22 protein-coding genes are annotated in these 26,204 nt (G+C 67.5%); 9 read left to right on the top strand and 13 right to left on the bottom strand.

Annotated elements, in window-relative coordinates; all coding sequences use genetic code 11:
- Positions 1-78: 78 nt before the first annotated feature.
- Positions 79-1,359 (top strand): MATE family efflux transporter, encoded by a 1,281-nt coding sequence (locus QMF22_RS08225; RefSeq protein WP_502846925.1) that lies wholly within the window; start codon positions 79-81, stop codon positions 1,357-1,359.
- 45 nt (positions 1,360-1,404) lie between these two features.
- On the opposite strand, the gene QMF22_RS08220 is transcribed toward QMF22_RS08225, so the two are convergent.
- The 4 genes from QMF22_RS08220 to QMF22_RS08205 form a co-directional block, all read right to left on the bottom strand.
- Complete coding sequence (locus QMF22_RS08220; protein ID WP_502846924.1) at positions 1,405-2,829, bottom strand: amino acid permease; 1,425 nt, start codon at positions 2,827-2,829, stop codon at positions 1,405-1,407.
- A 169-nt stretch (positions 2,830-2,998) separates the two neighbouring features.
- Positions 2,999-4,243: an ABC transporter ATP-binding protein gene (locus tag QMF22_RS08215; protein WP_283452270.1), complete on the bottom strand. Its 1,245-nt coding sequence runs from the start codon at positions 4,241-4,243 to the stop codon at positions 2,999-3,001.
- Positions 4,243-5,820, bottom strand: a complete 1,578-nt coding sequence (locus tag QMF22_RS08210; RefSeq protein WP_283452268.1) for an ABC transporter permease — start codon at positions 5,818-5,820, stop codon at positions 4,243-4,245. Before QMF22_RS08210 ends, QMF22_RS08215 begins: the two co-directional genes overlap by 1 nt.
- 66 nt (positions 5,821-5,886) lie before the next feature.
- Entirely contained in the window at positions 5,887-6,918 is a 1,032-nt protein-coding gene (locus QMF22_RS08205) for an extracellular solute-binding protein (RefSeq protein WP_283452266.1), read from the bottom strand.
- Positions 6,919-7,240: 322 nt separating this feature from the next.
- On the opposite strand from QMF22_RS08205, the gene QMF22_RS08200 reads away from it, so the two are divergent.
- The gene (locus tag QMF22_RS08200) at positions 7,241-8,458 is read left to right on the top strand and encodes an MFS transporter (protein WP_349357082.1); all 1,218 of its coding nucleotides are present in this window, start codon (positions 7,241-7,243) and stop codon (positions 8,456-8,458) included.
- A 9-nt stretch (positions 8,459-8,467) separates the two neighbouring features.
- On the top strand, positions 8,468-9,163 hold the full coding sequence (gene nucS, locus QMF22_RS08195) for an endonuclease NucS (RefSeq protein WP_283452261.1): 696 nt from the start codon (positions 8,468-8,470) through the stop codon (positions 9,161-9,163).
- On the opposite strand, the gene QMF22_RS08190 is transcribed toward nucS, so the two are convergent.
- The 6 genes from QMF22_RS08190 to QMF22_RS08165 are packed head-to-tail and all read right to left on the bottom strand — an operon-like array spanning position 9,164 to position 14,955.
- Positions 9,164-9,514, bottom strand: coding sequence for a hypothetical protein (locus QMF22_RS08190; RefSeq protein ID WP_283452258.1), 351 nt, complete (start codon positions 9,512-9,514; stop codon positions 9,164-9,166). It lies immediately after the preceding gene.
- Positions 9,515-9,547: 33 nt separating this feature from the next.
- Complete coding sequence (locus tag QMF22_RS08185) at positions 9,548-10,480, bottom strand: aldo/keto reductase (RefSeq protein ID WP_283452255.1); 933 nt, start codon at positions 10,478-10,480, stop codon at positions 9,548-9,550.
- 35 nt (positions 10,481-10,515) lie between these two features.
- Positions 10,516-11,433 (bottom strand): carbohydrate ABC transporter permease, encoded by a 918-nt coding sequence (locus tag QMF22_RS08180; RefSeq protein ID WP_502846923.1) that lies wholly within the window; start codon positions 11,431-11,433, stop codon positions 10,516-10,518.
- The gene (locus QMF22_RS08175; protein ID WP_283452252.1) at positions 11,430-12,563 is read right to left on the bottom strand and encodes a carbohydrate ABC transporter permease; all 1,134 of its coding nucleotides are present in this window, start codon (positions 12,561-12,563) and stop codon (positions 11,430-11,432) included. Before QMF22_RS08175 ends, QMF22_RS08180 begins: the two co-directional genes overlap by 4 nt.
- 59 nt (positions 12,564-12,622) lie before the next feature.
- A complete protein-coding gene (locus QMF22_RS08170) occupies positions 12,623-13,852 on the bottom strand; it encodes a sugar ABC transporter substrate-binding protein (RefSeq protein ID WP_283452250.1) in 1,230 nt (409 codons plus the stop codon).
- A 14-nt stretch (positions 13,853-13,866) separates the two neighbouring features.
- Positions 13,867-14,955, bottom strand: a complete 1,089-nt coding sequence (locus QMF22_RS08165; protein WP_283452248.1) for a LacI family DNA-binding transcriptional regulator — start codon at positions 14,953-14,955, stop codon at positions 13,867-13,869.
- A gap of 187 nt (positions 14,956-15,142) precedes the next feature.
- On the opposite strand from QMF22_RS08165, the gene QMF22_RS08160 reads away from it, so the two are divergent.
- Positions 15,143-17,191, top strand: coding sequence for a glycogen debranching N-terminal domain-containing protein (locus QMF22_RS08160; protein WP_283452246.1), 2,049 nt, complete (start codon positions 15,143-15,145; stop codon positions 17,189-17,191).
- A 76-nt stretch (positions 17,192-17,267) separates the two neighbouring features.
- Entirely contained in the window at positions 17,268-17,936 is a 669-nt protein-coding gene (locus QMF22_RS08155) for an HAD hydrolase-like protein (protein WP_283452244.1), read from the top strand.
- Positions 17,937-18,119: 183 nt separating this feature from the next.
- Here QMF22_RS08155 and QMF22_RS08150 read toward each other — a convergent pair whose 3' ends face one another.
- The 3 genes from QMF22_RS08150 to hxlB all read right to left on the bottom strand — a co-directional run bounded on the left by QMF22_RS08150 (position 18,120) and on the right by hxlB (position 21,146).
- Positions 18,120-19,550 carry an NAD(P)/FAD-dependent oxidoreductase gene (locus QMF22_RS08150; protein WP_283452242.1) on the bottom strand — a complete coding sequence of 477 codons (1,431 nt, stop codon included), beginning with the start codon at positions 19,548-19,550 and terminating at the stop codon, positions 18,120-18,122.
- A 273-nt stretch (positions 19,551-19,823) separates the two neighbouring features.
- Complete coding sequence (gene hxlA, locus QMF22_RS08145; protein ID WP_283452240.1) at positions 19,824-20,447, bottom strand: 3-hexulose-6-phosphate synthase; 624 nt, start codon at positions 20,445-20,447, stop codon at positions 19,824-19,826.
- A 111-nt stretch (positions 20,448-20,558) separates the two neighbouring features.
- A complete protein-coding gene (gene hxlB / locus QMF22_RS08140; protein ID WP_283452238.1) occupies positions 20,559-21,146 on the bottom strand; it encodes a 6-phospho-3-hexuloisomerase in 588 nt (195 codons plus the stop codon).
- A 113-nt stretch (positions 21,147-21,259) separates the two neighbouring features.
- Here hxlB and QMF22_RS08135 point away from each other — a divergent pair, with 113 nt between their 5' ends.
- The 4 genes from QMF22_RS08135 to QMF22_RS08120 all read left to right on the top strand — a co-directional run bounded on the left by QMF22_RS08135 (position 21,260) and on the right by QMF22_RS08120 (position 26,112).
- Positions 21,260-22,087, top strand: coding sequence for a response regulator transcription factor (locus QMF22_RS08135; protein WP_283452237.1), 828 nt, complete (start codon positions 21,260-21,262; stop codon positions 22,085-22,087).
- A gap of 276 nt (positions 22,088-22,363) precedes the next feature.
- Positions 22,364-24,034 (top strand): phosphomethylpyrimidine synthase ThiC, encoded by a 1,671-nt coding sequence (thiC, locus tag QMF22_RS08130; protein ID WP_283452236.1) that lies wholly within the window; start codon positions 22,364-22,366, stop codon positions 24,032-24,034.
- A 114-nt stretch (positions 24,035-24,148) separates the two neighbouring features.
- Positions 24,149-25,489 (top strand): SLC13 family permease, encoded by a 1,341-nt coding sequence (locus tag QMF22_RS08125; protein WP_283452235.1) that lies wholly within the window; start codon positions 24,149-24,151, stop codon positions 25,487-25,489.
- Between the two features lie 56 nt (positions 25,490-25,545).
- Positions 25,546-26,112 (top strand): PRC-barrel domain-containing protein, encoded by a 567-nt coding sequence (locus QMF22_RS08120; protein ID WP_283452233.1) that lies wholly within the window; start codon positions 25,546-25,548, stop codon positions 26,110-26,112.
- Positions 26,113-26,204 lie beyond the last annotated feature (92 nt).

Below are 26,204 nucleotides of genomic sequence, written 5' to 3'. Positions count from 1 at the left end.
CACGCGGGGCCGCCGTAGAGTCGAACCATCAACATTCTGCGGGCACAGCCCATCGACCGGGACATTCTGCGGCTCGCCGTGCCCGCACTCGGCGCCCTCGTGGCCGAACCGCTCTTTCTGCTGGCCGATTCCGCGATGGTCGGTCACCTCGGCACCACCCCGCTGGCCGGACTCGGCCTGGCCAGCGCGGTGCTGCAGACCATCATCGGCCTCATGGTCTTCCTCGCGTACAGCACCACCCCGGCGGTGGCCCGCTGGCTCGGCGCCGGCGACACGAAAAGGGCGGTTTCGGTCGGCATCGACGGGCTCTGGCTCGCCCTTGGCCTCGGCGTCGTGCTCGCGGCCGGCGGCCTGCTCGCCACCCCGGCGCTGGTCGGCGCATTCGGCGCCGAAACGGCCGTGACAACGGATGCCGCCACCTACCTCGGCATCTCCATGTTCGGCCTGCCCGCCATGCTGCTGGTGTTCGCCGCCACCGGACTGCTGCGCGGCCTGCAGGACACCCGCACCCCGCTCTACGTGGCCGGAATCGGCTTCGGCGCGAACATCGCCTTCAACTACGTGTTCATCTACCTGCTCGGCTGGGGCATCGCCGGCTCGGCCGTGGGCACCGTTGTCGCGCAGTGGGGCATGGTCGCCGTCTACCTCGTGGTCGTCGCCAGGCACGCCCGGCGGAACAGCGCCCCGCTGCGTCCGCATCGAAAAGGCATGCTGCTCGGCGCGCGCAGCGGCGGCTGGTTGTTCGTGCGCACGCTCAGCCTGCGCGCCGCCATGCTGCTCGCGGTGTTCGTGGCCGCCCAGCTCGGCTCCCCCGAACTCGCCGCCTTTCAGATCGCGATGACCCTGTTCGCGACGCTCGCCTTCGCCCTCGACGCCCTCGCCATCGCCGCGCAGGCGCTCGTCGGGCGCGGCCTCGGCGCGGGCGATGTGGCGCAGGTGCGCGCGGTGCTTCGCCGCTGCCTGGAGTGGGGCATGCTGGCTGGCCTCGTGCTCGCCGCGGTAGTGGTCGGCACGAGCGGCGTGCTCGGCCACGCGTTCACCAACTCGGACGCCGTGACGCAACTGCTGCCGCTGACCCTGATCGTGCTGGGGGCATCCGTTCCGCTCGGCGCGGTCGTGTTCGTGCTCGACGGCGTGCTCATCGGCGCCGGCGACGCCCGCTACCTGGCGCTGACCGGGCTGGTGAACCTCGCCGTGTTCGTGCCGCTGGCCGGCGCGGTACTCGTCTGGGCCCCGTCGGGCGAGGCCGGGCTCGCTCTGCTCATGGCGGCGTTCGCGCTCGGCTATCTCGGTGCCCGTGCCGTGACGCTGAGCCTCCGCGCCCGCACCATGGCCTGGATGGTCGTCGGCGCGCGCTGATCAGCTGAGCGGATGCGGTGCCAGGTCGCGCAGCCGTTGCCGGTGCTAGTGCGGATCGACCGGATGCTCGATGTAGCGCGGGCTCTTCGGGTTCATTACCGAGTTGCGGCGACCATAGGAGAAGTAGATGACCAGACCGATGACGAGCCAGATGCCGAAGCGTAGCCAGGTCTCCCAGTGCAGCTGCGTAATGAGGAAGGCAGAGGAGAGCACCCCGAACACGGGTACCCAGGGCATGAAAGGCAGCCTGAAGGTGCGCGGGACATCGGGGCGGGTGCGTCGCAGCACAATCACGGCAACGCAGACCACAACGAAGGCGGCAAGAATCCCGATGTTGGTGAGGTCGGCAATTAAACGGATCGGGAAGACCCCGGCCAGAACAGCCGCAGCCAGGCCGGCGATCCAGGTCACGCGGGCGGGGGTTCCCCTTTTGTCGGTGCCGGAGAACCATTTCGGCAGTAAGCCATCGCGGCTCATCGAGAACCAGACCCGACTTACGCCGAGCAGGAAGGTCAGCATGACGGTGAGGATAGAGATGACAGCGAAGGCCGAGAGCACAGTCGCAACGACCGGAAGCCCAACCGACTGGAACGCGACGGCAAAGGCGGCGGTCGGGTCGATATCCTGCCAATTCTGCATGCCGGTGAGAACGAGAGTGGCGAGCACGTAGAGCACCATGGCGATGGCGAGCGAGAGCAAAATTGCCTTCGGCATGTGCTTCTTGCCATCTTTGGCCTCTTCGGCGGCGGTACTCATGGCGTCATAGCCGAAGACGGCAAAGAAGACTGTGGCTGCGCCGGTGAAGACCGCGCCGAACCCGTTCGGCAAGAACGGAACGTAGTTCTGGGTGTTGATGTAGAAGAATCCCAGCACGATGATGGCGAGGATCAACAGCACCTTGAGCCCGACGGCGACGAGCTCAAAGCGGCCGAAGGTCTGCGTTCCACGGCTGAGGATGAAGGTCACGAGCACGCACACTACGATGGCGGGCAGGTTGATCAGGCCGCCGTCCAGGGTATCGGGAGTGCCCTGCATCCAGGTCGGAATGTCGATGCCGATGCCACTCATGAACTCGGTGAAGTACCCCGAAATGCCGATCGCCACGACGGCGACGATCGCGATGTACTCGAGCAGCAGGTCCCAGCCGATGAACCAGCCGACGATCTCACCAAGGGCTACATAGCCGTAGGTGTACGCGGAGCCGGCTCGAGGGATCATCCCGGCGAACTCCGCGTAACTAAGAGCGGCAGCCGCGCTCGCGAGTCCGGCGACCAGAAACGAGATGAGCACGGCAGGTCCCGCGCCCACGCCGTCCGGACCGCCGTTGGCAACGAGTCCAGCGAGGGTGAAAATGCCAATTCCGATAATGCCACCGACACCGATCGCGGTGAGCTGCCAGAGCCCGAGGCTCTTGAAGAGACCGTTCTTGGCAGCCTCATCGCCGATGTCGGCAATGGGTTTGCGCCTCATGACCGAATTAGGATTGCGCTCGTTCATCAGGCCTCCATTGGCTTGGCTACAACTATCGAATGCATGCTTGCGTGCCTACTGCGGGAAGGCGCCTCCCCCAGCCTTTACCCGTTCTAAGGTTGGCACAATGACGAGTTTGCGCCAGGCGACTCGCTGAACATTCTCGTTACTAGCCCAGCGGGTAGGCAAGGGCGTTCTGTCGCACCCCGAGCGCGACCCGGTCGCCAATGCGCGGCAGGCCGGGGGCGGCGACTCGGGCACGCACGACGATGCCTCCCGTGAGGGTGAAACTCACCAGGGCATCGTGGCCGGCGTAGGCGATGGCAGTGGTGATGGCATCCGTTTGTTGCTCGGCCAACGGGGCGGCGAGGGTCAGCCATTCCGGACGGAGGAGCACGAGCACGGGCGTTCCGTCGGCAGGAGCGGATGACCCGCCCATCCAGTCCGCCGGCAGCGTGCCGAGCGCGCACTCGACGCGACCGGCCCGCCAGAGGCCGTCGAGCTCGACGGTATCGCCGACGAAGCCGGCGACCCACGGATTGACCGGGCGTTCGTAAACATTGGCCGGGGTGCCGAACTGCAAAATCTCGCCGCCGCGCATGACGGCGACGAAGTCGGCGAGGGAGAGCGCCTCTTCCTGGTCGTGGGTCACGAGCAGGCTCGTGTTGTGCTGGTCGCGCAGCAGGGCCGCGACCTCGGTGCGGAGTGCTGACCGCAGCAGCGGGTCGAGGGCCGTGAACGGTTCGTCGAGCAGCATGAGGTCGGGCCGCGGGGCCAGCGCGCGGGCCAGGGAGACGCGTTGGGCCTGGCCGCCGGAGAGCTGAGAGGGGGCGCGGTCAACCAGCTCGGACAGGCCGACCAGGCTCGCGAGCTCATCGATGCGAGCGGCGCGACTGTTCTGGCGGCTGCGGTCGGGAGCGATCGGTACCGGCGCGAGGCGGTTGTCTGCGGGGGCATCGGATGCAGCGGCGTTCACCGGGAGCGCGGCAGGTCGGGTTCGATATTCGCGCCCCCGCCGGGTGAGACCGGCGAAGAGACCGAAGACTCCCCTTGGGGCCTCGCCGGACTCGCAATACAGATCGTCGCTCTGCTTGTTGCGGGGCAGTCCGAAGCCGATGTTCTCGCCCACGGTGAGATGCGGAAACAGTGAGGCGTCCTGCGGAACCCAGCCCATTCCGCGTTTCTCCGGCGCGCGCTGCACGCCGGGGCCGGTGACGAGGCGTCCGCCGACCGTGATGGTGCCGGCGGTGACCGGCAACAGACCGGCGACCGCTCGCAGGAGGGTGGTCTTGCCGCATCCGCTTGGGCCGAGAACGGCGACGAGACTGCCGCGCGGTATGCGCAAACTGACGTCGTCGAGTACCCGCGTATCACCGTAGGCGACGCGCAGCCCGTCTATCGCAACCCAGCCCATCAATTCTCCCTTGCCGTGCCGCGAATGCCGGATAGCAGCACCGCGGGCACCATCGCCACGAGCACGAGCGCCGCCGCATAGGGCGCTGCAGCGCCGAACTCGAACAGGGCCGTGCGACTCCACAACTCGGTCGCGAGCGTGGACACGCCCGTCGGCCGAAGCAGCAGCGTCGCTGGCAATTCTTTCATGGCCGAGATGGCCACGAGCAGTGCACCGATCGCGATGCCGGGCAGCGCGAGTCGCGCGGTAACCCGCCACCAGGTCTGGAAGGGCGAGAGGCCGAGCATGCGGGACACGTCGCCGAGGCTCGCGGGCACCGCCGCGATCCCACTACGCACGCTGCCGATGGCGCGCGGCATGAACAGAACGACGTAGGCGAAGACCAGCACGACGGAGGTTTGGTAGAACATCGGAACCGCGGCGAGCGCGAAGAATACGAGGGACAGGCCAACGACAATGCCGGGCAGGGCATGGCCGAGAAAGCCGACGGCCTCGATCACGGCCACCAGACGCCCCTGGTAGCGGGCAGCGAGCGCTGCGATCGGCAAGGCTATGACCACGGCGACAACGGCGGCGGCGAGGGCGAGCCCCAGGGTCGCGGCGATAGCTTCGAGCAGCCTCGGAACGTCGATGGCCCGCAGGGTTTCGGCTTCGAGCAGGCGGCTGAGCAAGCCGACCACGGGAACCACAACCCCGGCGATCGGTGCGGCGAGCAGCACCACGGCGCAGAGCGGGCCCGTCTTACCGGGCGCGCGGGCCGGCATGGTGCTGCGCCCGGGAACGCGGCCGACCTGACGGCGGCTGCGGCGTTCGCCGGCCACCACCACGAGCGCGAGCACGACGAGCACGAGGGCGAGCAGCGCGGCCTGGTTGCGGTCGAAACTCGCGCCGTAGGCGGCATTGATTCCCCAGGTGAGCGTCTGAAACCGCAGCATCGAGACGAGTCCGAAGTCGCTCAGCGAGTAGAGGCAGACCAGCAGCGCCCCGGCGATCGCGGCCGGGCGAATCTGCGGCCAGGTCGCTGCCGCGAAGGCCCGCAGAGGGCCGCGACCGAGGGTGCGGGCCACTGATTCCAAATCTGCGGATGCCCCGCGCAGCGCCGCCGCGACCGGCAGCGTCACGTAGGGGGTACAGACCATGGTCATGACGAACCAGCTGGCCCAGAACCCGTTGAGGTGCGGAAACCAGACCAACCAGCCGTAGGCGGCGAGGTAGCTCGGCACCGCGAGCGGCAGCGCCGAGACCAGCAGCAGTGTGCGCTGAAACGGCAAGCGGATGCGCGTGAGAATCCAGGCGCAGATCGTGCCGAGCACGAGGCACGACAGGGTGACTGCCGTCGCCAGCATCACGGTGTTGATCGTGAGCTGTAGCACCCTCGGGCGCACCAGGGTCGCCAGCAGCTCGGCCAGGCCGGCCTCGGTCGTGCGCACGACCAGGTAGACGAGCGGGATTGCAGCGGTCGCGGCGCAGAGCGCGGCGACCGCCAGGAGCCAGGGCGGGGTGCCGCGAAACCGGGCCGGCCTGCGGGGCGGGGCCGGGGCATCCGCTTTGAGGGGCGGAATGAGCAGGCCGGTCATGCGCGACTCGAGGGTAGGGCGCGGCTGTCGACCTGAGCCCGCACCCGCGCCTTCACTGCTTCAACGCTAGATCAGGCCGTGCTTGCCGAGGAGAGCCTGGGTGTCGGCGAGGGTATCGAGGTCGGCCAGATCGAGGTCGGGGTTGACCAGCGAGTCGAGCGCCGGCAGTCCGGCCGGGGCGTCGATGCCGGTGATCAGGGGGTACTCGTAGGTCTCGTCGACGAAGTATTGCTGCGCCTCGGCGCCCACGAGATAGTCGATGAACTCCAGGGCGTCGGCATCGTCTGCTGCGCCGGCAAGCAGACCGGCCCCGGTCACGTTCACGATCGATCCGGCATCACCGGCGTCGGGGTAGGACAGCTGGGCGCGCATATTGGCCTCTCCCGTTTCGGCGGCCTGGGCGAACCAGTAGTAGTGGTTGATGAGTCCGGCCTCGATGACCCCGTCGTTGACGGCGGCGAGGATAGCGCGGTTGTTGTCGAAGATGACCGGGTTGTTGGCGGCAACGGCCTTGACCCACTCGTCGGCGGCCGCCTCGCCGTTCAGCACCCGGTAGGCGGTGACGAAGGCCTGGAAGCTCGCGTTGGTCGGCGCGATACCGAACTTTCCGGACCAGGCCGGGTCGGTGAAAGCGTCAACGGATGTTGGCACATCGGTTGCGGCGAGCGCCTCACTGTCGTAGGCGATCACGCGGGCACGGCCGGTGACGCCGACCCAGGTGTCGTCGGTCGAGGTGAATCCGGCGGGAACGGCATCGGTCGTTGCTGCGGGCAGCGTCGCGAACAGGTCGGCATTGGCGAGCGCGCCCAGGGCGCCGGCGTCCTGGGCGAGAAAAACCTGGGCGGGGGTGGCATCGCCCTCTTCGAGCAGGAGCGCGCCGAGCTCGGCGGTGTTGCCGTAACGCACCTCGACGCTGATGCCGCTCTGCTCCTCGAACTGGTCGATGAGCGGCTGGACGAGCGCTTCGTCACGACCCGAGTACAGGGTGAAGGCGCCGTCTGCGGTGCTTGCCGTCGGCTCGGCGGCTTGCGTGCACCCGGCGAGGGCAAACACGGTGGCACCGGCCAAGAGGGCGGCAACAGACAGGGGGATGCGCATAAGACTCCAAGGGCGGGGGTATGAACGACTAAGGTAAGGCTACGCTAAGTCCCATGGGGGCGCGAATCGGCGGGGTCTTCTGGCATCATGCGGCGCGAGACGCCACCTTCGGCCCCTTGGCGGCCCTTCATGGGGCCGATCGGGTCGTCTCGCATGGAGCCAGCCACCTTCATGGGGCCGAACTTGTCGTCTCGCGGGACTGCAATCTCCGATCCTCCCGAACGCTATTCGTTGTAGCGTTAAGTCACCCACCCACCCGCTGTCGAGGCATCCGCCCGCCGCTTGAGAACCCGTGTGCCTGATGACCTCCGCTGACTCCCCCGTGACCACCACGCGCCCGGCCCTGCTCGGCTGGCGCAACGCCGTCTTTGCCACGTTCTTCGTGGCCGGGCTCGGCCTGGCCAGCTGGATGTCGCGGGTTCCCGCCGTGCGCGACGGCCTCGGCCTCGACACCGCTCAGGTCGGCATCCTCATTTTCGGGCTCTCGGCGGGCTCGGTGATCGGGCTGTTGATCGCCGCGGGTCTGCTGGCTCGCGTCGGCGCCCGCCGCGCCATGCTGCTCAGCGTCTCGATGTCGGCCACCGGGCTCGTGCTCATGGGCGCGGGGGTCAGCCTTCTGCCCTCGGCCCCGTTTGTGTTCGCAGCCCTCGCCGTGTTCGGGGTGGGCATGGGATCCCTCGACGTCATGATGAACGTCGAGGGCGCAGCGGCCGAGCGCGCCATCGGCCGCACGCTCATGCCGCTTATGCACGCCTGCTTCAGCCTCGGCACGGTGGTCGGTGCGCTCGGCGGCGCCGCCGCATCCGCTTGGCAGGTATCGGTGTTCTGGCACCTGCTGGTGATCGCTGTGCTGGTTCTCGGCACGATCGTCCTGGCCGTGCGCTTCCTCCCCGTGGGCGTCGAGAATGCTGAACCAGCGGATGCCCGGCGCCAACCCTGGCGCGACCGCCTACGGGACAGTCTCGCCGTTTGGCGGGATCGGAAACTACTGCTGATCGGAGTTATCGTGCTCGGCATGACTTTCGCCGAGGGCTCAGCGAACGACTGGCTCGCCCTCGCCTCGGTCGACGGGCACGGTTTCAGCAACACCGACGGCGCCATCGTCTTCGGCGTGTTCGTGGCCGCGATGACCGTGGGCCGGGTGCTCGGCGGCCCGGTGCTCGACCGGTTCGGCCGGGTTGTCGTGCTGCGCGCCTGCGCGGGAATCGGCATTGCGGGCCTCGTGCTGTTCATCCTGGCGCCGAACACTCCGCTCGTTTATGTCGGCACAATTCTCTGGGGCATCGGCGCCTCGCTCGGCTTTCCCGTTGGCATGTCCGCAGCCGCCGACGACACCAAGAACGCTGCGGCACGGGTGAGCGCGGTCGCGATCATCGGCTACTTCGCGTTCCTGGTCGGGCCGCCGGTGCTCGGCCTGCTCGGCGAGGCGTGGGGAATTCTCAACGCCCTCTACCTGATTTTGGTGCTGATGGTGCTGGCGGGTCTGGCGGCCCCGGCGGCGCGGCCGGCGGCATCCGCTTTCCCAGACGCGAAGCCGTAAACTCGACCAGTGCGCCTTGTAATTGCGAAATGCTCCGTTGACTATGCCGGGCGTCTCAGCGCGCACCTGCCACTGGCCACCCGCCTGCTCATGATCAAGTCCGATGGCAGTGTGCTCGTACACTCCGACGGTGGGTCCTATAAGCCGCTCAACTGGATGAGCCCGCCCTGCTCGATCGCCATCTCCGAGCCCGACAGCGAACAGGCAGATTCCGGCATCACCGCCCTCTGGACGGTCACCCATGCCAAGACAGCCGACCAGCTCGTGGTCAGCGTCTACGAGGTGCAGCACGATTCGGCGCACGAGCTCGGCATCGACCCCGGACTGATCAAGGACGGCGCCGAGTCGCACCTGCAGAAGCTGCTGGCCGAGCATATTCACCTGCTCGGCGAGGGCTTTAGTTTCGTCAAGCGCGAGTACATGACGGCGATCGGCCCGGTCGACATTCTCGCGCAGGATGCGCGCGGGGCTTCCGTCGCCGTCGAACTCAAGCGCAACGGTGACATCGACGGCGTCGAGCAGCTCACCCGCTACCTCGAACTGATGAACCGCGACCCGCATCTGGCCCCGGTCAGCGGGGTGTTCGCCGCGCAGACCATCAAGCCGCAGGCCCGCAAGCTGGCCGAGGATCGCGGTATCCGCTGCCTGCTGCTCGACTACGACGCCATGCGCGGCCTCGACGACACCGCCTCGAAGCTCTTCTAGCTACGGCACGTTTCCGATCCAACCGAGCGGAACGCCCGCCGTCGGCACGGGCTTGCGGTCCTCGTCGAAGGCCGGGTTCGCCTTGCCGAATGCCGTGGCTACCGCATGGTCGCGTTGTGCGCGCCGGCGCATTCTGGTGCCGATGACGACCAGCCAGGCGCTGTCCGCGAGTAAGACGACGCCGCCAACGACGAACCACGCCGACCCGGCGGCCGATTGAAAGATGCCAAAGGGAATCAGCAGCCAGGCTCCGGCGAAAATGAGCACCCCGAGAAAAACGAGCAGTCCGCCGCGTCGCAGATCGCGCAGTCGGCGATCATCAGCCAAAGCCAGAATCTGTGACTTGTCCATGATTCGCAGCCTAATCATCCGCTTACCGTGACGCTAGGGCAGCGGCCTCCCGCGGGCTGCTAGGTACAGCGCGAACCACTCGTCGCGGGTCATTAAGGCCGCCTGCGCGGCCGCATCTCCGCAGGCGCGAATGCGCGCGGGGTCGCTCGACCCGAGCACCGGGTCGATGTGGGCCGGGTGCCGCATCAGCCAGCCGAGCACGATGGCCTCCCGGCTTGTATTCTTCTTTTCGGCCAGCGCCGCCACCACAGCGGATGCCGCTTCCTGGCTCGCCGCATGCGTCGCGCCGGAATACCGCCCCTGGGCTAGCGCGCCCCAGGCCTGCAGCCGCACTCCGTTGCTCGCGCAGTACTCGAGAGTGCCGTGCGGGAAGGTGTTGTCGGCGCCCTCCGGGTGGTTGACCAGCACCGTGCTGTCGACCCAGTCGTGCCGGTGCAGGCTCAGTTCGAGCTGGTTCGTGACGATCGGCAGGTCGATCTCGCGCTGCAAAAACGCGATCTGCTGCCCCGACATGTTCGAGACGCCGAGCGCGCGAATCTTGCCGTCGGCGTGCAGTTCGGCCACCGCCCGCGCCACCTCGGCGGGCTCGAGCAGCGGATCCGGCCGGTGCAGCAACAGGGTGTCGACGTAGTCGACGCCGAGGCGCGCGAGGCTGTCGTCGACCCGCGCCACGATCGTGGAGAGGTCGTAGGGCGCGTGCTCCGGGTCCAAGCGGATGCCGCACTTCGTCTGGATCTGAATGCGCTCGCGCAGTCCCGGCGAGCGTTTCAGTACCTCACCGAACACCGCCTCCGCCTTGCCGTGGCGGTAGATGTCAGCGTGGTCGAACACCGCTATGCCGATGGACAGCGCGGCCTCGACCGCGGCCGCCGCCTGGTCGATCGCGCCGGGAGCGACCGCGCCGGGGGTCCAGTCGCCACCGAGTCCCATGCATCCGTAAATCAGGGAGGAAGGAGGAGATGGCATCTGCGGATTCCTTTACTGAAGGGGGAACGAGAAGGCTAACCCTTCTCGCCGCCCTCGGTGGTGTTCATGATGCGTTTCTGGAAGATGAAGAACATGATGGCCACCGGGATCGTCATCAGCAGCGCCGAAGCGAGCACGAGCGGATACTGGTTGCCCGACCCGAGCTGCCCCGACACGAGTGAGGCCACGCCGGTCGTCAGGGTATTGAGATCGGCGTCCTGCCGCGACACCACAAAATGCGCGTACTCGTTCCACGAGCCCTGGAAGCTCAAAATGAACAGGGTCACGACTGCGGGCCGGGCCATCGGCAGCACGATCGTCCAGAACGTTCGAAAGACGCCGGCGCCGTCGATGCGCGCTGCTTCCTCCACGCTCACCGGGATCGACTCGAAGAACTGCTTCATGATGAAGATGCCGGCGGCGTCGACGACCAGGGGCAGAATCATGCCGGCGTAGCTGTTGAACAGGCCCAGTTCCTTGAGAATCAGAAACCGCGGAATCAGGAGCACCACTCCCGGTACCGCCATGATCGCGATCAGGCTCGCGAAGATCACGCCGCGGCCGCGAAACTTGAGCCGTGACAGCGCGTACCCGGCGATGGAATCGAAGAAGACCCGGCCGAAGGTCACGCACAGCGTGATGATGGTCGAGTTCATCGCCCAGCGCGGCAGAGGCACGTCGGTGAACAGTCGATCGTAGGCGGCGAAACTCCAGGTCTGGGGAAGCAGTGAGAGCGGATTGGCGGTGGCATCGGCATCCGTTTTGAAACTGCCCGCGATGGAGATGAGGAACGGGTAGATGTACACGAGGGCGAGAATGATAAGCCCGAGGTAGCTGATGATCGCCACCGTGCGGGCCCGAGGCGACATGCCGCGCCGCCCGGCACGCGCCGGCCGTGGCTTGGCCTCGATTGAATCCGCCTGAATGGCGGTTTCGGGGGTCAGGGTGCTCATTTCAGGCCCTCCTGGTAGGTTGCGCGTGCCGCGCTGGCATGAATCTCAGCATCACGACGGATGCGGTTGCGCTCGGCCTTCTTACCCACGTCGCGGTCGCGCAACACGTAGCGCTGGAACAAAGTGAGCGCCACGATGATCACGAACAGGATGAACGAGATGGCCGCTCCCTGCCCCCACTTCAGCTCGGTGAACGAGGTGTCGTAGGCCAGGTAGGCCGGGGTGAGTACGGTTTTGCCGGGCGCGCCGCCGCCGGTGAGGGCCACCTGGTCGAACAGCTGCCACGATCCGATCAGGCCGAGGGTCAGCACGGTGAACAGGGTGGGCGTGAGCATCGGCAGGGTCACCGAGAAGAACTTGCGCAGGCCTCCGGCGCCGTCCATGACCGCGGCTTCGTCGATCTCGCCGCTGATGTTCTGCAGCGCCGCGATGAAGAGCAGCATGAAGGTGCCCGAGGTCGTGAACACGGCCAGGATGATCAGTGTGCTCATGGCCACGGATGGCCCGCTCAGCCACTCCCACCAGCTGATGCCGAGCGGCCCCTCCCCGGCGAGGGCTGCCGGGGCGCTCGTGACGCCGGCGCCCGCCAGCAGGTTATGGATCACCCCGCTCGGGTCATTGAACCAGTTGGGGCCGTTGACGCCGAACCACTGCAGCACCGAGTTGACGGCGCCCGAGGCGGTGAACAGAAAGAGAAAGATCGACGTGATGGCGATCGAGCTCGTCACTGACGGAAAGTAGAACGCGGTGCGAAACAGGCCGCGGCCCTTCAAGACTCGACGGTTGACCTGCACTGCAAGAAAGAGTGCGAGCGTCGTCTGCAGCGGCACCACGAGCAGCACGTAGTACAGGTTGTTGCGAATCGAGGTTCCGAAGTCGCTCTTACTCAGTCCGTCGTCGATCAGCACTTTTTCGTAGTTTCCCGTGCCGATCACTTTCGAGTTGCCGATCGGCGAGCCGAGCCCGTTCCAATTGCTGAAGCTCACGTAGAGTGCCAGCAGAATCGGCACCACGAGGAACAATCCAATGATGATGATGGCCGGGCTGATGAACAGCCAGCCAAATTTCGCTTCCCCCGAGCGGATGCCTCCGCGCGACCCGCGCGCGCCGGCCGTCAGTGTGCGTGCCATGGTGTCTCCCTTGATACCGTCAGCGGGTGTGCCCGGCCCGAGGGCCGGGCACAGAGGCGCTACTTGGCGTTGGCCTCGTCGAGGGTGGCCTGCAGGCTGGTTTGCAGCGATTCGAGGATCGCCTTCGGGTCGCCGCCGATGAGGCCCTCAAGCTTCGAGTTGAAGTCAGTCATGGCCGAGGCCGATCCGGCGAAGTTCACCGGACTGACCGCGTAGTCGGCACTGGCCACGAACGACGCGTTCTCGGGGTAGGTCTCGGCGTAGGTCGCCGCGGCGGACTCGGTCGAGGGGATCACGCCGAAGGCCGCAGCGGCTTTGAGCTGCTGGTCATCGCTGGTGAGGAACTCGACGAGGGAGGTGGCGGCATCCGCTGTGTCGGAGTTCTGCGGAATTCCCCAGCAGTTGGTGAAGCTGAAGGTGGACTGGCCGCCGGGGCCGGCCGGCAGTTCGTAGGCGGCGTAGTTGGTGTCGGGGAAGTCGGCGGCGATGCCTTTGATCCACGGTCCTTCGATGACCATGGCGGCCTTGCCCGCGCCGAGCGCTTCACCGGACCAGCCGGCGTCGAGCTCGGTCGGAAACTTCAGCACGCCGTCGGTGTGCAACTTCTGGATGTACTCGAGCCCGGCGATGTTCTCGGCACTGTCGGCATCGACGGTGGTGCCGTCGTCACTGACCAGGTGGCCGCCGGCCTGGTTCATGAACGCTCCGGCGCGGGCGTATTCCAACCCGAATGAGAGGCCGACCTGCGTGTCGGTGGTGAGGGTCTTGGCAACGGTCTCGAGGCTGTCCCAGTCGGTGGGCACGTCGGCGTCGGTCAGGCCCGCTGCCGCCCAGGAGTCGGTGTTGATGATGAGGCCGAGGGTGGAGAAGTCCTTGGGTGCACAGGTGAAGGTGCCGTCGTAGCTGAAGGTGTCGGTCAGCGTGGGATAGAAACCGTCTTTGTTCGGAAGGTTGTCGGCATAGGGGTCGAGATAGCCATTGCTCGCGTAGGTCTGGAACTGGTCCCAGCCCATGTAGAAGAGGTCGGGGGCGGCATCGCCCGCGAACCCCTGGCTGAGCTGCTGGTTGAGGTCGCTTGCCACGACCACCTCGACGGTGGCGTCGTTGTCGGCCGCCCAGGCCGCGGTGGCAGCCTCGACGGCCGCGGTCTCGGCGTCGCCGGACGAGCCGATCATCACGGTGAGTTTCTGTCCACCGGTGGAGTCGCCGCCGTTTCCGGCGGAGCAGCCGGCGAGGGAGGCCGCGAGGCCGATCGCTAGGGTCGCTGCGACCCAGGTCTTCTTCATCATGGGAGTTTTTCCTTTCAGTGCTTATCGGCGGCGGCAGTGCCGTCGATGCGGGAGGGGTTGAACATAGGCAAATCCTGGGGCCGTCGTAGAACGAGGGCTGGCTCGATGAGTCGGTGGGCGACGTCGAGTGCACCGGAGGCGACCACGCTGTCGCCGACCGGGCCGAGCAGCAGGGCCAGCGCGCCCGCGGCCACCTGGTCGAGTCGCTGCTCCACGCTGGATATGCCCAGAGCGGCAGCGACCGGTGTGTCGTCGAAACCGATGATGGGAATGTCCCGGCGCCCGGCAGTCGACGCAGCGATGAGCGCCCCCAGGGCCAGGGTGTCGCTCGCGCAAACCATGCCGTCGGGTAGCACGGCTCCGGCGAGCACGTTGGCGACGGCGTTTGTCGCCTCGGCGACGTCATCGACCACCTCGGTGCACAAACTTGCGAGCTCGGCGTCGCCGAGGCCCAGTCGCTCGCGCATCGCGTCTTCCCAACCGGAGCGCCGGTCGTCACCGGTTGCGGTCGGCGGCGGCCAACCGATCCAGGCCACACGTTCGGCCCCCGCATCGAGCAACGACAGGGTGGCAGCGTACACGCCGCGCCGACCATCGACGTCAACCCAGCGGTGCTGGGGGTCGTTGAGGTCGTCGATCCCCCACGGCCGCCCGAAGGTCACGAACGGAATCTTCTGCTCGATCAGCCATTCCGGTCGCGGGTCGTGGTCGAACGTGGCGGTGAGTACAAAAGCATCCACGTCGGCGCCGTCGCGCAGGGCGCGGATCTGGTCAATCTCTTCGGTCGGCGTCGCGGCCGTGAACAACAGCACCCGAAGCCCGCGTTCGGTGGCCTGCTCGGTGAGGGAGTGCAGAAAGCGGTCGAGCACCGCTCCCGAGATACCGTTCAGCTGCGGGTCCAGGCGGATGCCGATGGTCGCCGATTTCTGCTGCCGCAGCCGGCGCGCCGATTGATTGGGCCGGTAATCGAGTTCTCTGATCGCGGCCTGCACACGCAGGAGGGTGGCCGGCTTCACCCGCGCCGGCGTGTTGATCACATTCGACACCGTCTGCCGCGACACCCGGGCGGTACGCGCGACATCTTCGACCGTTGGCAGTCTCACGGAGGTCTCCTTTGGCCGGTGTAGCGGGTGTGTCGGTTAGATCGTTCAAATAGTGACCCGGACTGGAATGGAGCGAACTTTCAGCTGCCGGTCAGAAATTTGATCGTTCAAATTCTAGGTGTTACATTACCTGTTGAGCGGTGAATGTCAACGCTTGCCGCAATTCGATGAGGAGTCGTGACACACGATGTCTGCCAACCTTCAGCCGCTCATCCACGACGAAATAATCGTGCTGCGCGCACCCACCCAGGCCTGGTCTGCCGCAGACGGCTCGATCGGAAGCTCAGCCATCCACGGCTTCTTTTTTTCCGACGTGCGCCTGGTTTCGAGCCTGGGCGTCACCGTCGGCAATAGCGCTGGGGAACTGATTGCCACCGTGCCGCGGGGGGCCGATTCGATCACATTCATCGCCCTGCAGCGTCACCTCGACGACCGCATGCCCGACCCTCGCGTTCGCACCCTGCACACCCGCACCACCACGGTCACCGGTATCTTCGAGGAGTTCGTGGTCGCCTCCGACCTGCAGCACACGATCGAGACCACCATCGAGGTGCTGTTGCAGCCCGACCTCAGCACGATGGACCACATCAAGTCCGGCCTTCCCGTCCAGCCCGCTCCGCCGACCGCGCGCAGCGGATCGACCGCGACCTGGCTCAACGCGTCGGTGAGCGCTGCACTGACCGCCACCGGAGCCTCGATCACCGAACTGGCGAACGGCACTTTGCGCCTCCTCTGGCCCGTGACCGTTCCGGCCCGCGGCGAGACGCGAGTCGACTGGTCAATCACCGCGGCCGACTCCCAGGCAGTAGTCCGCGGGGTGGACGGCCCGGCTTCGTGGAGCGTTCCCACGCTGGTCTCGGCTGACGACCGGCTCGGCCGCTGGGTCGAACAGGCGCTTGTCGATCTCGACTCGCTGCGACTGAGAACCGTCGCGGCCCCCGACGAGGTGTTCCTCGCAGCCGGCGCCCCGTGGTTCTTCACCCTGTTCGGCCGGGACTCCATCTGGGCCGCACGCATGATGCTGCCGCTCGGCACCACGCTGGCCGGCGGCACCCTGCGCGTCCTCGCGGGGTTGCAGGGTGTAACGTCCGTCGACGACACCGCCGAACAACCCGGCAAGATCATGCATGAGCTGCGCCGCGACACCCTGGTCATCCACGGTGAAGGCGTCTACCTGCCACCGCTCTACTACGGCACCGTCGACGCCACGCCACTCTGGGTCTGCCTGCTGCACGATGCGTGGAAGTGGGGGCTGCCCGACGCCGAGGTGCATGCGCTTCTGCCCAACCTGGTTTCGGCGCTGGAGTGGATGCGCGATTTCGGCGACGCCGACGGCGACGGATTGTTGGAATACACGGATACGACCGGGCACGGGCTGTCCAACCAGGGCTGGAAGGACTCCGGAGACTCGGTGCAGTGGCGTGACGGCAGCCTTGCCGAAGGGCCGATCGCCCTGTGTGAGGTTCAGGCCTACGCCTACGAGGCGGCCATGCACGGAGCGGACCTGCTCGACCACTTCGGCGAGCCGGGCGGCGCCGGGTGGCGACTGTGGGCATCCGCTCTGCAGAAGCGTTTCAACGAAGAATTCTGGGTCGACTCGCCCGACGGCGCGTACCCGGCCATCGCCCTCGACGCAGCCAAGCGCCCGGTCGACACCGTGACGAGCAACCTCGGACACCTGCTTGGAACCGGTTTGCTGAGTGCGGAGCAGTCGGCGCTCGTTGCCGCGAGGCTGGTTTCACCCGAAATGAACAGTGGCTACGGTTTGCGCACGCTCAGCACAGATTCTGCCGGATTCTGGCCGCTCAGTTACCACGGTGGCAGCGTCTGGGCTCATGACACGGCGATCGCTATTGCCGGGCTGGCCAGGGACGGATTTCGCACCGAAGCCAACGTTCTGACGAACGGGCTGTTGGCCGCCGCGGCCAGCTTCGACTACCGCATGCCCGAACTGCACTCCGGCGACTCGGCCGCTGCCCTCGCCCGGCCCATTCCCTACCCGGCCGCCTGCCGACCGCAGGCGTGGTCGGCCGCCTCGGCAATTTCGGTTCTCGCGAGTGCTCTCGGGCTGAACGCGGATGCACCCGGCGGAGTGCTGGGTGTGACCCCGATGCGCAGCGGCCTCACTCCCATGACCGTGTCCGGCCTCAGCTTTGCCGGCGCGGGCTTCTCCCTGACGGTCAATGATGAGGGCGAGATTGCAGCGGCGTCCGGAGCAGCGATCGAGGTTCGCTGAGTTCCAAACCGTGGGAAAGCTGAGGAATAGTGGGCAAATGGGGTACATTCCCCGGAGACCCCCTAGGCTGTGCCGAATGAACGCAACATTGACGCGCACCTGGAGCGCCATCCTCTTCGACCTCGACGGAACCATCACCGATTCCGCCCCGGCAATCACCAGCTCACTGGCCCGCACCTTCACCCGGCTCGGCCGCCCGGTCCCTTCCGCGGCTGAACTGCTCGCCTACGTCGGCCCGCCGATGCTCGACGCTTTCCAGGAATACGCGGGCATGACCCCCGATGAAGCCGTGGAGGCCATTGCGGTCTACCGGGCCGAGTATCACGGCGCAGCCGCCCTCGACACGGCCGTCTTTCCCGGCGTCGCCGGCCTGCTCGAGCGCATTCACTCGGCCGGCATTCCGCTCGCCCTGGCCACGAGCAAGCCCGAACTCAGTGCGATCGCGATTCTCACGCACTTCGACCTCGCGAAGTATTTCACGGCCACGGTCGGCGCCTCCGCCGATGATACCCGCAGCCACAAGGCCGACATCGTCGCCGAGGCCCTGGCCCGCCTGGCCGCGACCGGCGTCGACACGAGCGGCGCCGTTATGGTCGGTGACCGCAGCTACGACGCCATCGGCGCCCAGGCCAACGGCATTCCGGCGATTCTGGTGGAGTGGGGCTACGGCTCTCCCGCCGAGGCGGCCGCGGCGACCGCTGTCGTGCACTCGACCGACCAACTCGGCAAACTGCTGCTCGGCTGACGCCCGGCTGATCGGGATGCGCGCGAGCCGAGCGCGGGCATCCGCTGGTCTCGCGCTCATCGTGCGTTCGAATCGTGCCGGTGCGCGCGGAAGCTGCACGCGCGCCGGGCTTGCCGGGGTCGCGTGCAACTTTAGGCCGCGCGCCACAAACCCGCGCGCACACTGTGGCGCCGCGTCGCCCAGCTAGGAGTCGAACCCCAGCCCCAGGGCGTCGAGGGTCTTGAGCAGGGCGTTGCGCTCACCGCGGTTGTGGTCGGCGCGATTGAGCGCCCAGCGGGTCGCCTGAATTCCAGCGGATGCGATGGGTTCCGGCGGAAACGGCAGCGGCCGGCCCCGCACCATGGCCAGTTCAGTGCGCTCCGTGGTGCGGCCGGCCAGCTGGTCGAGCATGACCTGGGCGGCGAAGTGCGTGGCTCCAACGCCGAGGCCGGTGAAGCCGGCCGCGTAGCTGATGCGGCCGCCACGCGCCTGCCCGAAGAAGGCGCAGAACTGGGTCGACGTGTCGATGGCGCCGGCCCACTTGTGGCTGAAGCGCACGCCAGCCAGCTGCGGAAACGTCGTGAAGAAGTGGTTCGCGAGCTTTTCGAAGCTCTCGGGTCGGTTCTCGTAGCTGCTGCGCACCTTGCGACCGTAGTGATAGACGGCGTCGTAGCCGCCGAACAGAATGCGGTTGTCGGAGCTGAGCCGATAGTAGTGAAACTGGTTGGCGAGGTCGGCCAGCCCCTGCCGGTTCTGCCAGCCGATCGCGGCAAGTTGACTCGCATCGAGCGGCTCGGTCATCAGCACGTAATCGTAGACCGGCACGGTCGCGAGTTTGTTGCGCTTGAGCAGCGAGGGGAACACGTTCGTGGCGAGGGCCGTTCTCTGGGCTGTCACGGTGCCACCCGCCGTCACAACCCGGGTGCCCTGCGCCGCGGTCAGTCCGGTCGTGTCGAGTTTCTGCACGAGGGAATGTTCGAAGATCTCCACGCCGAGCTCGGTTGCGACCCGGGCCAGCTCGGCAGCGAGCTTGCCGGGGTGCACGAGCGCGTTGCTGCGCCGATGCCAGACCCCGGCCAGGTAGGTCGGCGAGGCGACCTCAGCCTGAACAGCCTCGGCATCGAGAAACACGGTGTTCTCGTCGGTCGTCTCCTCGCGGAGCCACTCGATCTGATGGTCCTCGATGGCGAGGTCGATGGCACCGGTGCGCTCGAAATCGCAGTCCAGGCCGAGTGCGGCCACGGCTCGCTCGATTTCGTCGAGGTTCTCATTACCAAGCTCGGTCAGCCGGTCGATCTCCTGCGGCCAGCGCGTGCGTCCGTTCTCTTCGCCGTGGGTGAGGCTCGCCTCGCAGAAGCCGCCGTTGCGACCGGATGCCGCCCAGCCAACCGTGCGCGCCTCCAGCAGTACCACGCGGGCAGCCGGGTTCTGCTGCTTGGCCAGCACCGCGCTCCACAGACCCAGATAGCCTCCGCCCACGATCGCGAGGTCGCAGTTGAGGTTGCCGGACAGCCGCGGATAATTCGCCCGCGGCGCGAGATCGTCGAGCCAGAAGGAGCCCTGCCGGGTGCCGACGAGTGAAGCTGCGACAACGGATGCCGCGGGCCGGGCTCGGTCGAAAATTGTGCTGGTCATGCGGGATGCGCGTCCTCTCGCGGCGACGATGCCGCCACCTGGTCTGGGCGCCACCAGCCTAGCGGCGCCCACCGACATTCCGGCGCGCCCGGTCACGACTTCACCGGGCACTTTTCCGGACCGGCACTTTTCCAGTCGGGCCCGGGCCCCGACCAGGTCTCTGCCCTCGGCGGCCGGGGGCCGAGCGGTCTCTGCGGGACTGTGGCGCGGGCATCCACTTAACGCGAACGCGCCGCCCCGCACGAAGCGGGACGGCACTGCGGTGACTCGAATTTAGATGATTGCGGCACGCAGGGCGGCGGCGGCAGCGGCCGGGTCATCGGCGCCGTAGATGGCGCCGCCCGCGACGGCAACGGATGCCCCGGCGCGCTGCACCGAGGCGATAGTCGCCAGGCTCACGCCACCGGCGAGCGAGAACGGAACCTTGGCGGTTTCGCCCTGGTTGAGCAGCTTCCCGAGCGAGAATCCGGGCTCTGCCTGCTCGTCGAGTCCGGCGTGCATCTCGACGAACTGGGCGCCGAGCGCGGTGACCTCGCGGGCGCGGGTGACCTTATCGGCGACGCCGATCAGGTCGACGACGATGCCCTTGCCGTGCTTGGTTGCGGCGGCGACGGCACCGATGATGGTGCTGTCCCCAGCCGTGCCGAGCACGGTGACGAGGTCGGCACCGGCGGCGAAGGCGATGTCAGCTTCGAGCTCGCCGGCATCCATCGTCTTGAGGTCGGCGAAGACGATCTTGTCGGGGTGCGCGGCCTTGATCGCGGTGACGGCGCGCAGGCCCTCGGCCTTGATCAGCGGCGTACCGAGCTCGATGATGTCGACGTGCGGGGCAACCTGCGCGGCGAGCGCGAGTGCGGCGTCGGTGGTCAGTACGTCCATTGCTACCTGAAGCTTCATGGGGTGTCTTCTTTCTGTTGGGGTAAGTGTTTGTGGCGACCGGGCCCGGGCCCGGAGAGTGGGCCCATGATCTAGCATGGGCCCGGTTTCCGGGCCCGGGCCCGGTCGGTCTTACTCGAGGTTGGCGTGACGCGGCCAGAGCTGTTCGGCCGTGGACCCGCTTCGCTGCCAGAGCGTGTGAAACAGGGCGTCCCCCACCAGCAGCACGGACTGCTCGAACAGCCCGCCCGAATATTGCGCCGACACCTGCCCGGCGTGGTCCTGCTTGGTGGCCGCGGGAATGACCACGGTCACCGCGGCGAACCGCCCGAGCGGCGACTCCGGCGCCGTGGTGAGCGCGAGAATGCTCGCACCCACACCGTGAGCCGTTTCGGCTGCACGCACGATGGCACCCGTCGTTCCGGATCCGCTCGCCACCAGCAGCAGGTCGCCCTGCGCAATCGCCGGGCTGGTCACCTCGCCGACGACGTGCACGGCGAGGCCCAGGTGCATGAGTCGCATCGCTGTCATCTTCAGCGCCAGCCCGGACCGGCCGGCCCCCAGCACGAACACCCGGGGCGCCGCAGCGAGCAGGCTCGCCGCATCATCCAACACCCCAGAAACGGATGCCGCCCGCAGCGCGTCCACGACGCGGCCGTTCTCGGCGAAAATGAGGTCGAGGGCATCCGCGGTGGTGGGGCTGGTCATCGTTTCGGTCATAGGTCAATGCTCCACTCCTTCGAGCGGGAGCGCGGCCCGCCAAACGAACGGTCTTACTACCCAAAAGAATGGGTACGGACAGGCTCCACGGATGGTTCGGATAGGCTGGCATCATGACCTTCCTCGCCGAATCCCCCGTGCAGACCGCGCGCAGCATGGCCGCCGAACGCTCCAAGCTCATTGCCGATCTCACCGACGCGCACGCGACCACGCTGGAATCCCTGCTCGCCGTGCTGCGCTCGAGCAGCACGAGTGACACCGCGGCCCGGCAGAAAGCCACCGAGCTCGCCGCCGCCGCGATGGTCGCTCTGCGCGCGGTGAGCGACCTCGATCGCAGCCTCACCGAGGAACCGGTGGCCCGCGCCTTTGAACGTCTCAAAAACGACCTGCGTCCGCTCGTGCGCTTCGGCGACCTCGACGTGCAGTTCATCGAGCCACCGGTCAATGGCCGGGCGCTGCCCGGCGAAGTCGCCCACGAGGCGAGGGCCATCGTGCGCGGCGCCGTGCTCGCCCTGGTCGAGCAGACCGGGGTCGGCCGGGTGCGCGTGCAGTGGGACTGCGACGGCAGCAACCTGCTCATTCGCATTCGCGACGACGGGCCGGGTGACCTCGACGCCGAGGTTCCCAGCGTGCGCCAGCTGGCCGCCCGCGTCGTTGCGCTCAGCGGAACGCTGGGTGTCGAGGCGACGGCGGGCTGGGGGTCGGAGATGGCGGTATCGCTTCCGCTCGACGCGCCGACAGCATCCGTTTCAGCGGCGGCAGCGTGGGGGCTGAGCCCGCGCGAACGCGGCGTGCTCGAGCTCGTGGCGTCGGGAGCACGCAATAAGGCTATTGCCGAAGCGCTGACCATCAGCGAGAACACGGTGAAGTTCCACGTGGCCAACCTGCTGCGCAAGGTCGGCGCGTCCACCCGCGCCGAATTGGCCTCCCTCGCCCGCTGAGCGGATGCCCGGCGCCAGCTCCGCCTCCTCCTGCCACAGTCCCGCTGTGCGGATGCACCGCGCCAGCTCTCGGTCACCGCGCCAGCCATAGGTGGCGCGGCGACCCACACCGGGCGCGGTGACCACTGGGCCGGCGCCCTCCCCCGACCAGCGGTAGGGTGAAAGAGTCAGAAGACACACAACCCACGGGAGCGCGCACCAGCGAGCTGAGAGGACGGCCAGGGCCGTCGACCGTTGAACCTGTCCGGGTAATGCCGGCGTAGGAAGTTCGAGAACATGAGCACAATTGACGAAACCACCATGTCTGAAACCGTCACCACCGGCCCGATCCAGGGCAGCAGCAAACGCTACGAACCCGTAGAAGACTGGCCGGGGCTCGAAGTTCCGGTTCGCCGGGTAAACCTCAGCAATGGCGAACACTTCGACCTGTATGACACGTCCGGCCCGTACACCGATGAGACGGCCACGATCAACCTCGAGAAGGGGCTGCCGCGGACCCGGGCCGGGTGGGAGCATCCGCTGCCCATCGACGGCGCTGCGACCCAGCTGGTCTGGGCCCGCGCTGGCCGTGTCACCCCGGAGATGGCCTACATCGCCGCCCGCGAGGGCGTCTCGGTCGAGCTCGTGCGCGACGAGGTGGCCCGCGGCCGCGCTGTCATTCCGGCCAACCATAAGCACCCCGAGAACGAGCCGATGATCATCGGCAAGGCCTTCACCGTGAAGATCAACGCGAACATCGGCAATTCCGCCGTGACCAGCTCGATCGCCGAAGAGGTCGAGAAGATGGTCTGGGCCGCGCGCTGGGGTGCCGACACCCTGATGGATCTCTCCACCGGCAAGGACATCCACCTCACCCGCGAGTGGATCATGCGCAACTCGCCCATTCCGGTGGGAACCGTTCCGCTCTACCAGGCCGTCGAAAAGGTCAACGGCGACCCGGCTCTGCTCACCTGGGAGATCTACCGCGACACCGTGATCGAGCAGTGCGAGCAGGGCGTGGACTACATGACGGTGCATGCCGGCGTGTTGCTGCGCTACGTGCCGCTTACCGCAAACCGGGTCACCGGGATCGTCTCGCGCGGCGGGTCGATCATGGCCGCCTGGTGCCTCGCCCACCACCAGGAGAGCTTTCTCTACACCCATTTCGTGGAGCTGTGCGAGATTCTGCGCCGCTACGACGTGACCTTCTCGCTCGGCGACGGCCTGCGTCCCGGCTCCATCGCCGACGCCAACGATGAGGCCCAGTTCGCCGAACTGCGCACCCTCGGCGAGCTCACCAAGGTCGCGAAGTCTTACGGCGTGCAGGTCATGATCGAGGGCCCAGGCCACGTGCCGATGCACAAGATCGTCGAGAACGTGCGCCTCGAAGAGGAACTCTGCGAGGAGGCCCCGTTCTACACGCTCGGCCCGCTCGCCACCGATATCGCCCCGGCTTACGACCACATCACCAGCGCGATCGGCGCGGCGATCATCGCCCAGGCCGGCACCGCCATGCTCTGCTACGTCACGCCCAAGGAACACCTCGGGCTGCCGGGCCGCGACGACGTGAAGACCGGCGTGATCACCTACAAGATCGCCGCCCACTCGGCCGACCTGGCCAAGCAGCATCCGCGCGCGCAGGAACGTGACGATGCCTTGAGCCGGGCCCGGTTCGAGTTTCGCTGGACCGACCAGTTCGCCCTCTCGCTCGATCCCGACACCGCGCAGAGCTTTCACGACGAGACGCTGCCGGCCGGCCCGGCCAAGGCGGCCCATTTCTGCAGCATGTGCGGTCCCAAGTTCTGTTCCATGCGCATTTCAGCGGATGTTCGGGTGTACGCCGCAGAGAACGGCCTCACCAGCCTCGAGGCGATCGAGGCCGGTATGGCCGAGAAATCGGCCGAGTTCACCCGCCTCGGCAGCTCGGTCTACCTGCCGCTCCGCGTGCTTGGGGCCGACGAGCACTGATCGCAGAAGCCGATGGCGCGGCCGCCAGCGCGCCCGGCCCGCCCGGCGCGCGGGGCCCAGTTTCCGGGCCCGGGCCCGGTCAGGTCTGGCGCGCACCCGGGTACACTCCGTCTCATGGTTCTCGCCATTCTCGGCTCGGCGCTGGTCGCGCTCGGCCTCCTCGCGGTGGTGACGGGCATCCTCGGCGTCGACGATCTCGCGACCCTCGGCGAGCGCGTCGGCCCCATCCTCGCCTTCGTCACGGCCATGAGCGTCGTCACCGAACTGTGCAGCGAGGCCGGCGTGTTCCGCGCCATCGCCCGGCGCATGCGGCGCTGGGGACGCGGCCGGGCCTGGTACCTCTGGCTGCTGGTGGCCGCCCTCGCCACCGTTACGACCATCTTTCTCTCCCTCGACACGACCGCCGTACTGCTCACCCCGATCGTCGTGACCGTCGCCCGCCAGGCCGGACTGCCGCCGCTGCCGTTCGCGCTCACCACCATCTGGCTCGCCAATACTGCGAGCCTGCTGCTGCCCATCTCCAACCTCACCAACCTGCTCGCCCAGCACCAACTGGGCGGCGTGGCACCCGCAGAATACGCCGGTCTCATCGCCCTGCCGGCCCTCGTGGCCATCCTGGTTCCCCTCGCGTTCGTCGCCATCGTCTTTCGCCGCGACCTCGGCCGCCGCTTCAATCGCGTGACGGTGCAGCGGATGCCGCGCGCCACCAGCATCCGCTCGCCCCGTTCCCCAAACCCCGCCGCCAACCGCACCGTCGACCCAACCGCCGGCAGCGAGGCGACGTGCACACTCGAGGTCACAACGACCCCAGCCCCCACGAGCACCACGGCACCCGAGACCACGACCGGACCTCGCTCCAGCACCAACGCACCCCGCGGCCGCGACCCGCAGCTCCTCGTCGTCAGCGTTGTCGTGCTCGTGGCCCTGCTGCCCGCGCTCGTCTCGGGCATCGAAGTGTGGATCCCGTCCACCATCGCCGCCGCCGTTCTGAGCCTCGCGTTCCTGCTGCGACAAAGAAGCGCGCTCACCGTGAAACTCATTCCCTGGTCACTCCTGCTCTTCGCCACCGGACTCTTCCTGGTCATGGCCGCACTGGAACAGGTCGGCTTGCCGGCCCTCCTGGCCAACGTGGCCGGCACCGGAGGCACCCCCGCCGACCTGTTTCGGCTCGCCGGCACCGGCCTGGTTGGCTCCAATATCGCCAACAACCTGCCGGCCTACCTCGCCCTCGAGCCCGTCGCCGACTCCACCCAGCGCCTGCTCGCCCTGCTGATCGGCGTCAACGCGGGCCCCCTGATCACCCCGTGGGCGTCGCTCGCCACGCTGCTCTGGCACCACCGCCTGACCCAGATGAACGTCATCATCACCTGGCGCGGATTCGCCCTGTTCGGCCTGATCCTCGCCCCGGCCAGCGTCGCCCTGAGCGTCCTGGCACTCATTCTGGTCACCCGTTAGGAACGACTTCGGCCGCTGCCAGCACCAACACGGCGCCGGGGCTTACTCTCGAACACATGATCAGCACGGACGGCATCGACGAGATCGTCAGCAACGGCGGAATCGTCGTCACGAGCGACGGTATCAAAATCGGCTCGGTCGAGCAGATCTTCCTGCGCGCCGACACCAACGACCCGGCATTCGTCACGGTGCGCACCGGCCTGTTCGGGATGCAGGAATCATTCGTCTCGCTCAGCGGCGCTCGTGTCGACGGCTCCCGGGTGCACGTCGCCTTCGACCGCGAGCAAATTCGCGGCGGCCCACGCATCGAAAGCGACCGCGGCGCCATCACGAGCGACGAAGAGGCCACGTTGTACGACTACTTCGGCGTCAACCTCAACACCGACGCCGCCGACCCGACCACCACGCCGGATGCCCCCTCGGATTCAACCGACGCCAGAACGGATGCCGCCGGTCGCCTCGCCTCGCCCGCCACGGGCGCCGCCCCGCCGCACCCGCCGCCGCCACATCACTCGCATCCGCACCTGCTCAAGCACGTCGTAGACCCGCACCGCAACGCATCACGGACCGCGCCACCGCCACCTCCGCCTCCGCAGCTGCCCCCACCCCCGCCGCACCCGTAACCGCCGCGGCACCTCCTTCAGCACCCTCCACCCCGTTCCGGGCCCGGGCCCGGAAAGCATCAGCACCGACCGAGCCACCCCAGCAGGGTTTT

The sequence above is a fragment of the Cryobacterium sp. PH31-L1 genome (assembly GCF_030063145.1).
In the GTDB taxonomy this organism is placed as follows: Bacteria; Actinomycetota; Actinomycetes; order Actinomycetales; family Microbacteriaceae; genus Cryobacterium.
Note: the sequence above shows the minus strand (reverse complement) of the source record. Positions and strands in the feature narration are given on the sequence as shown.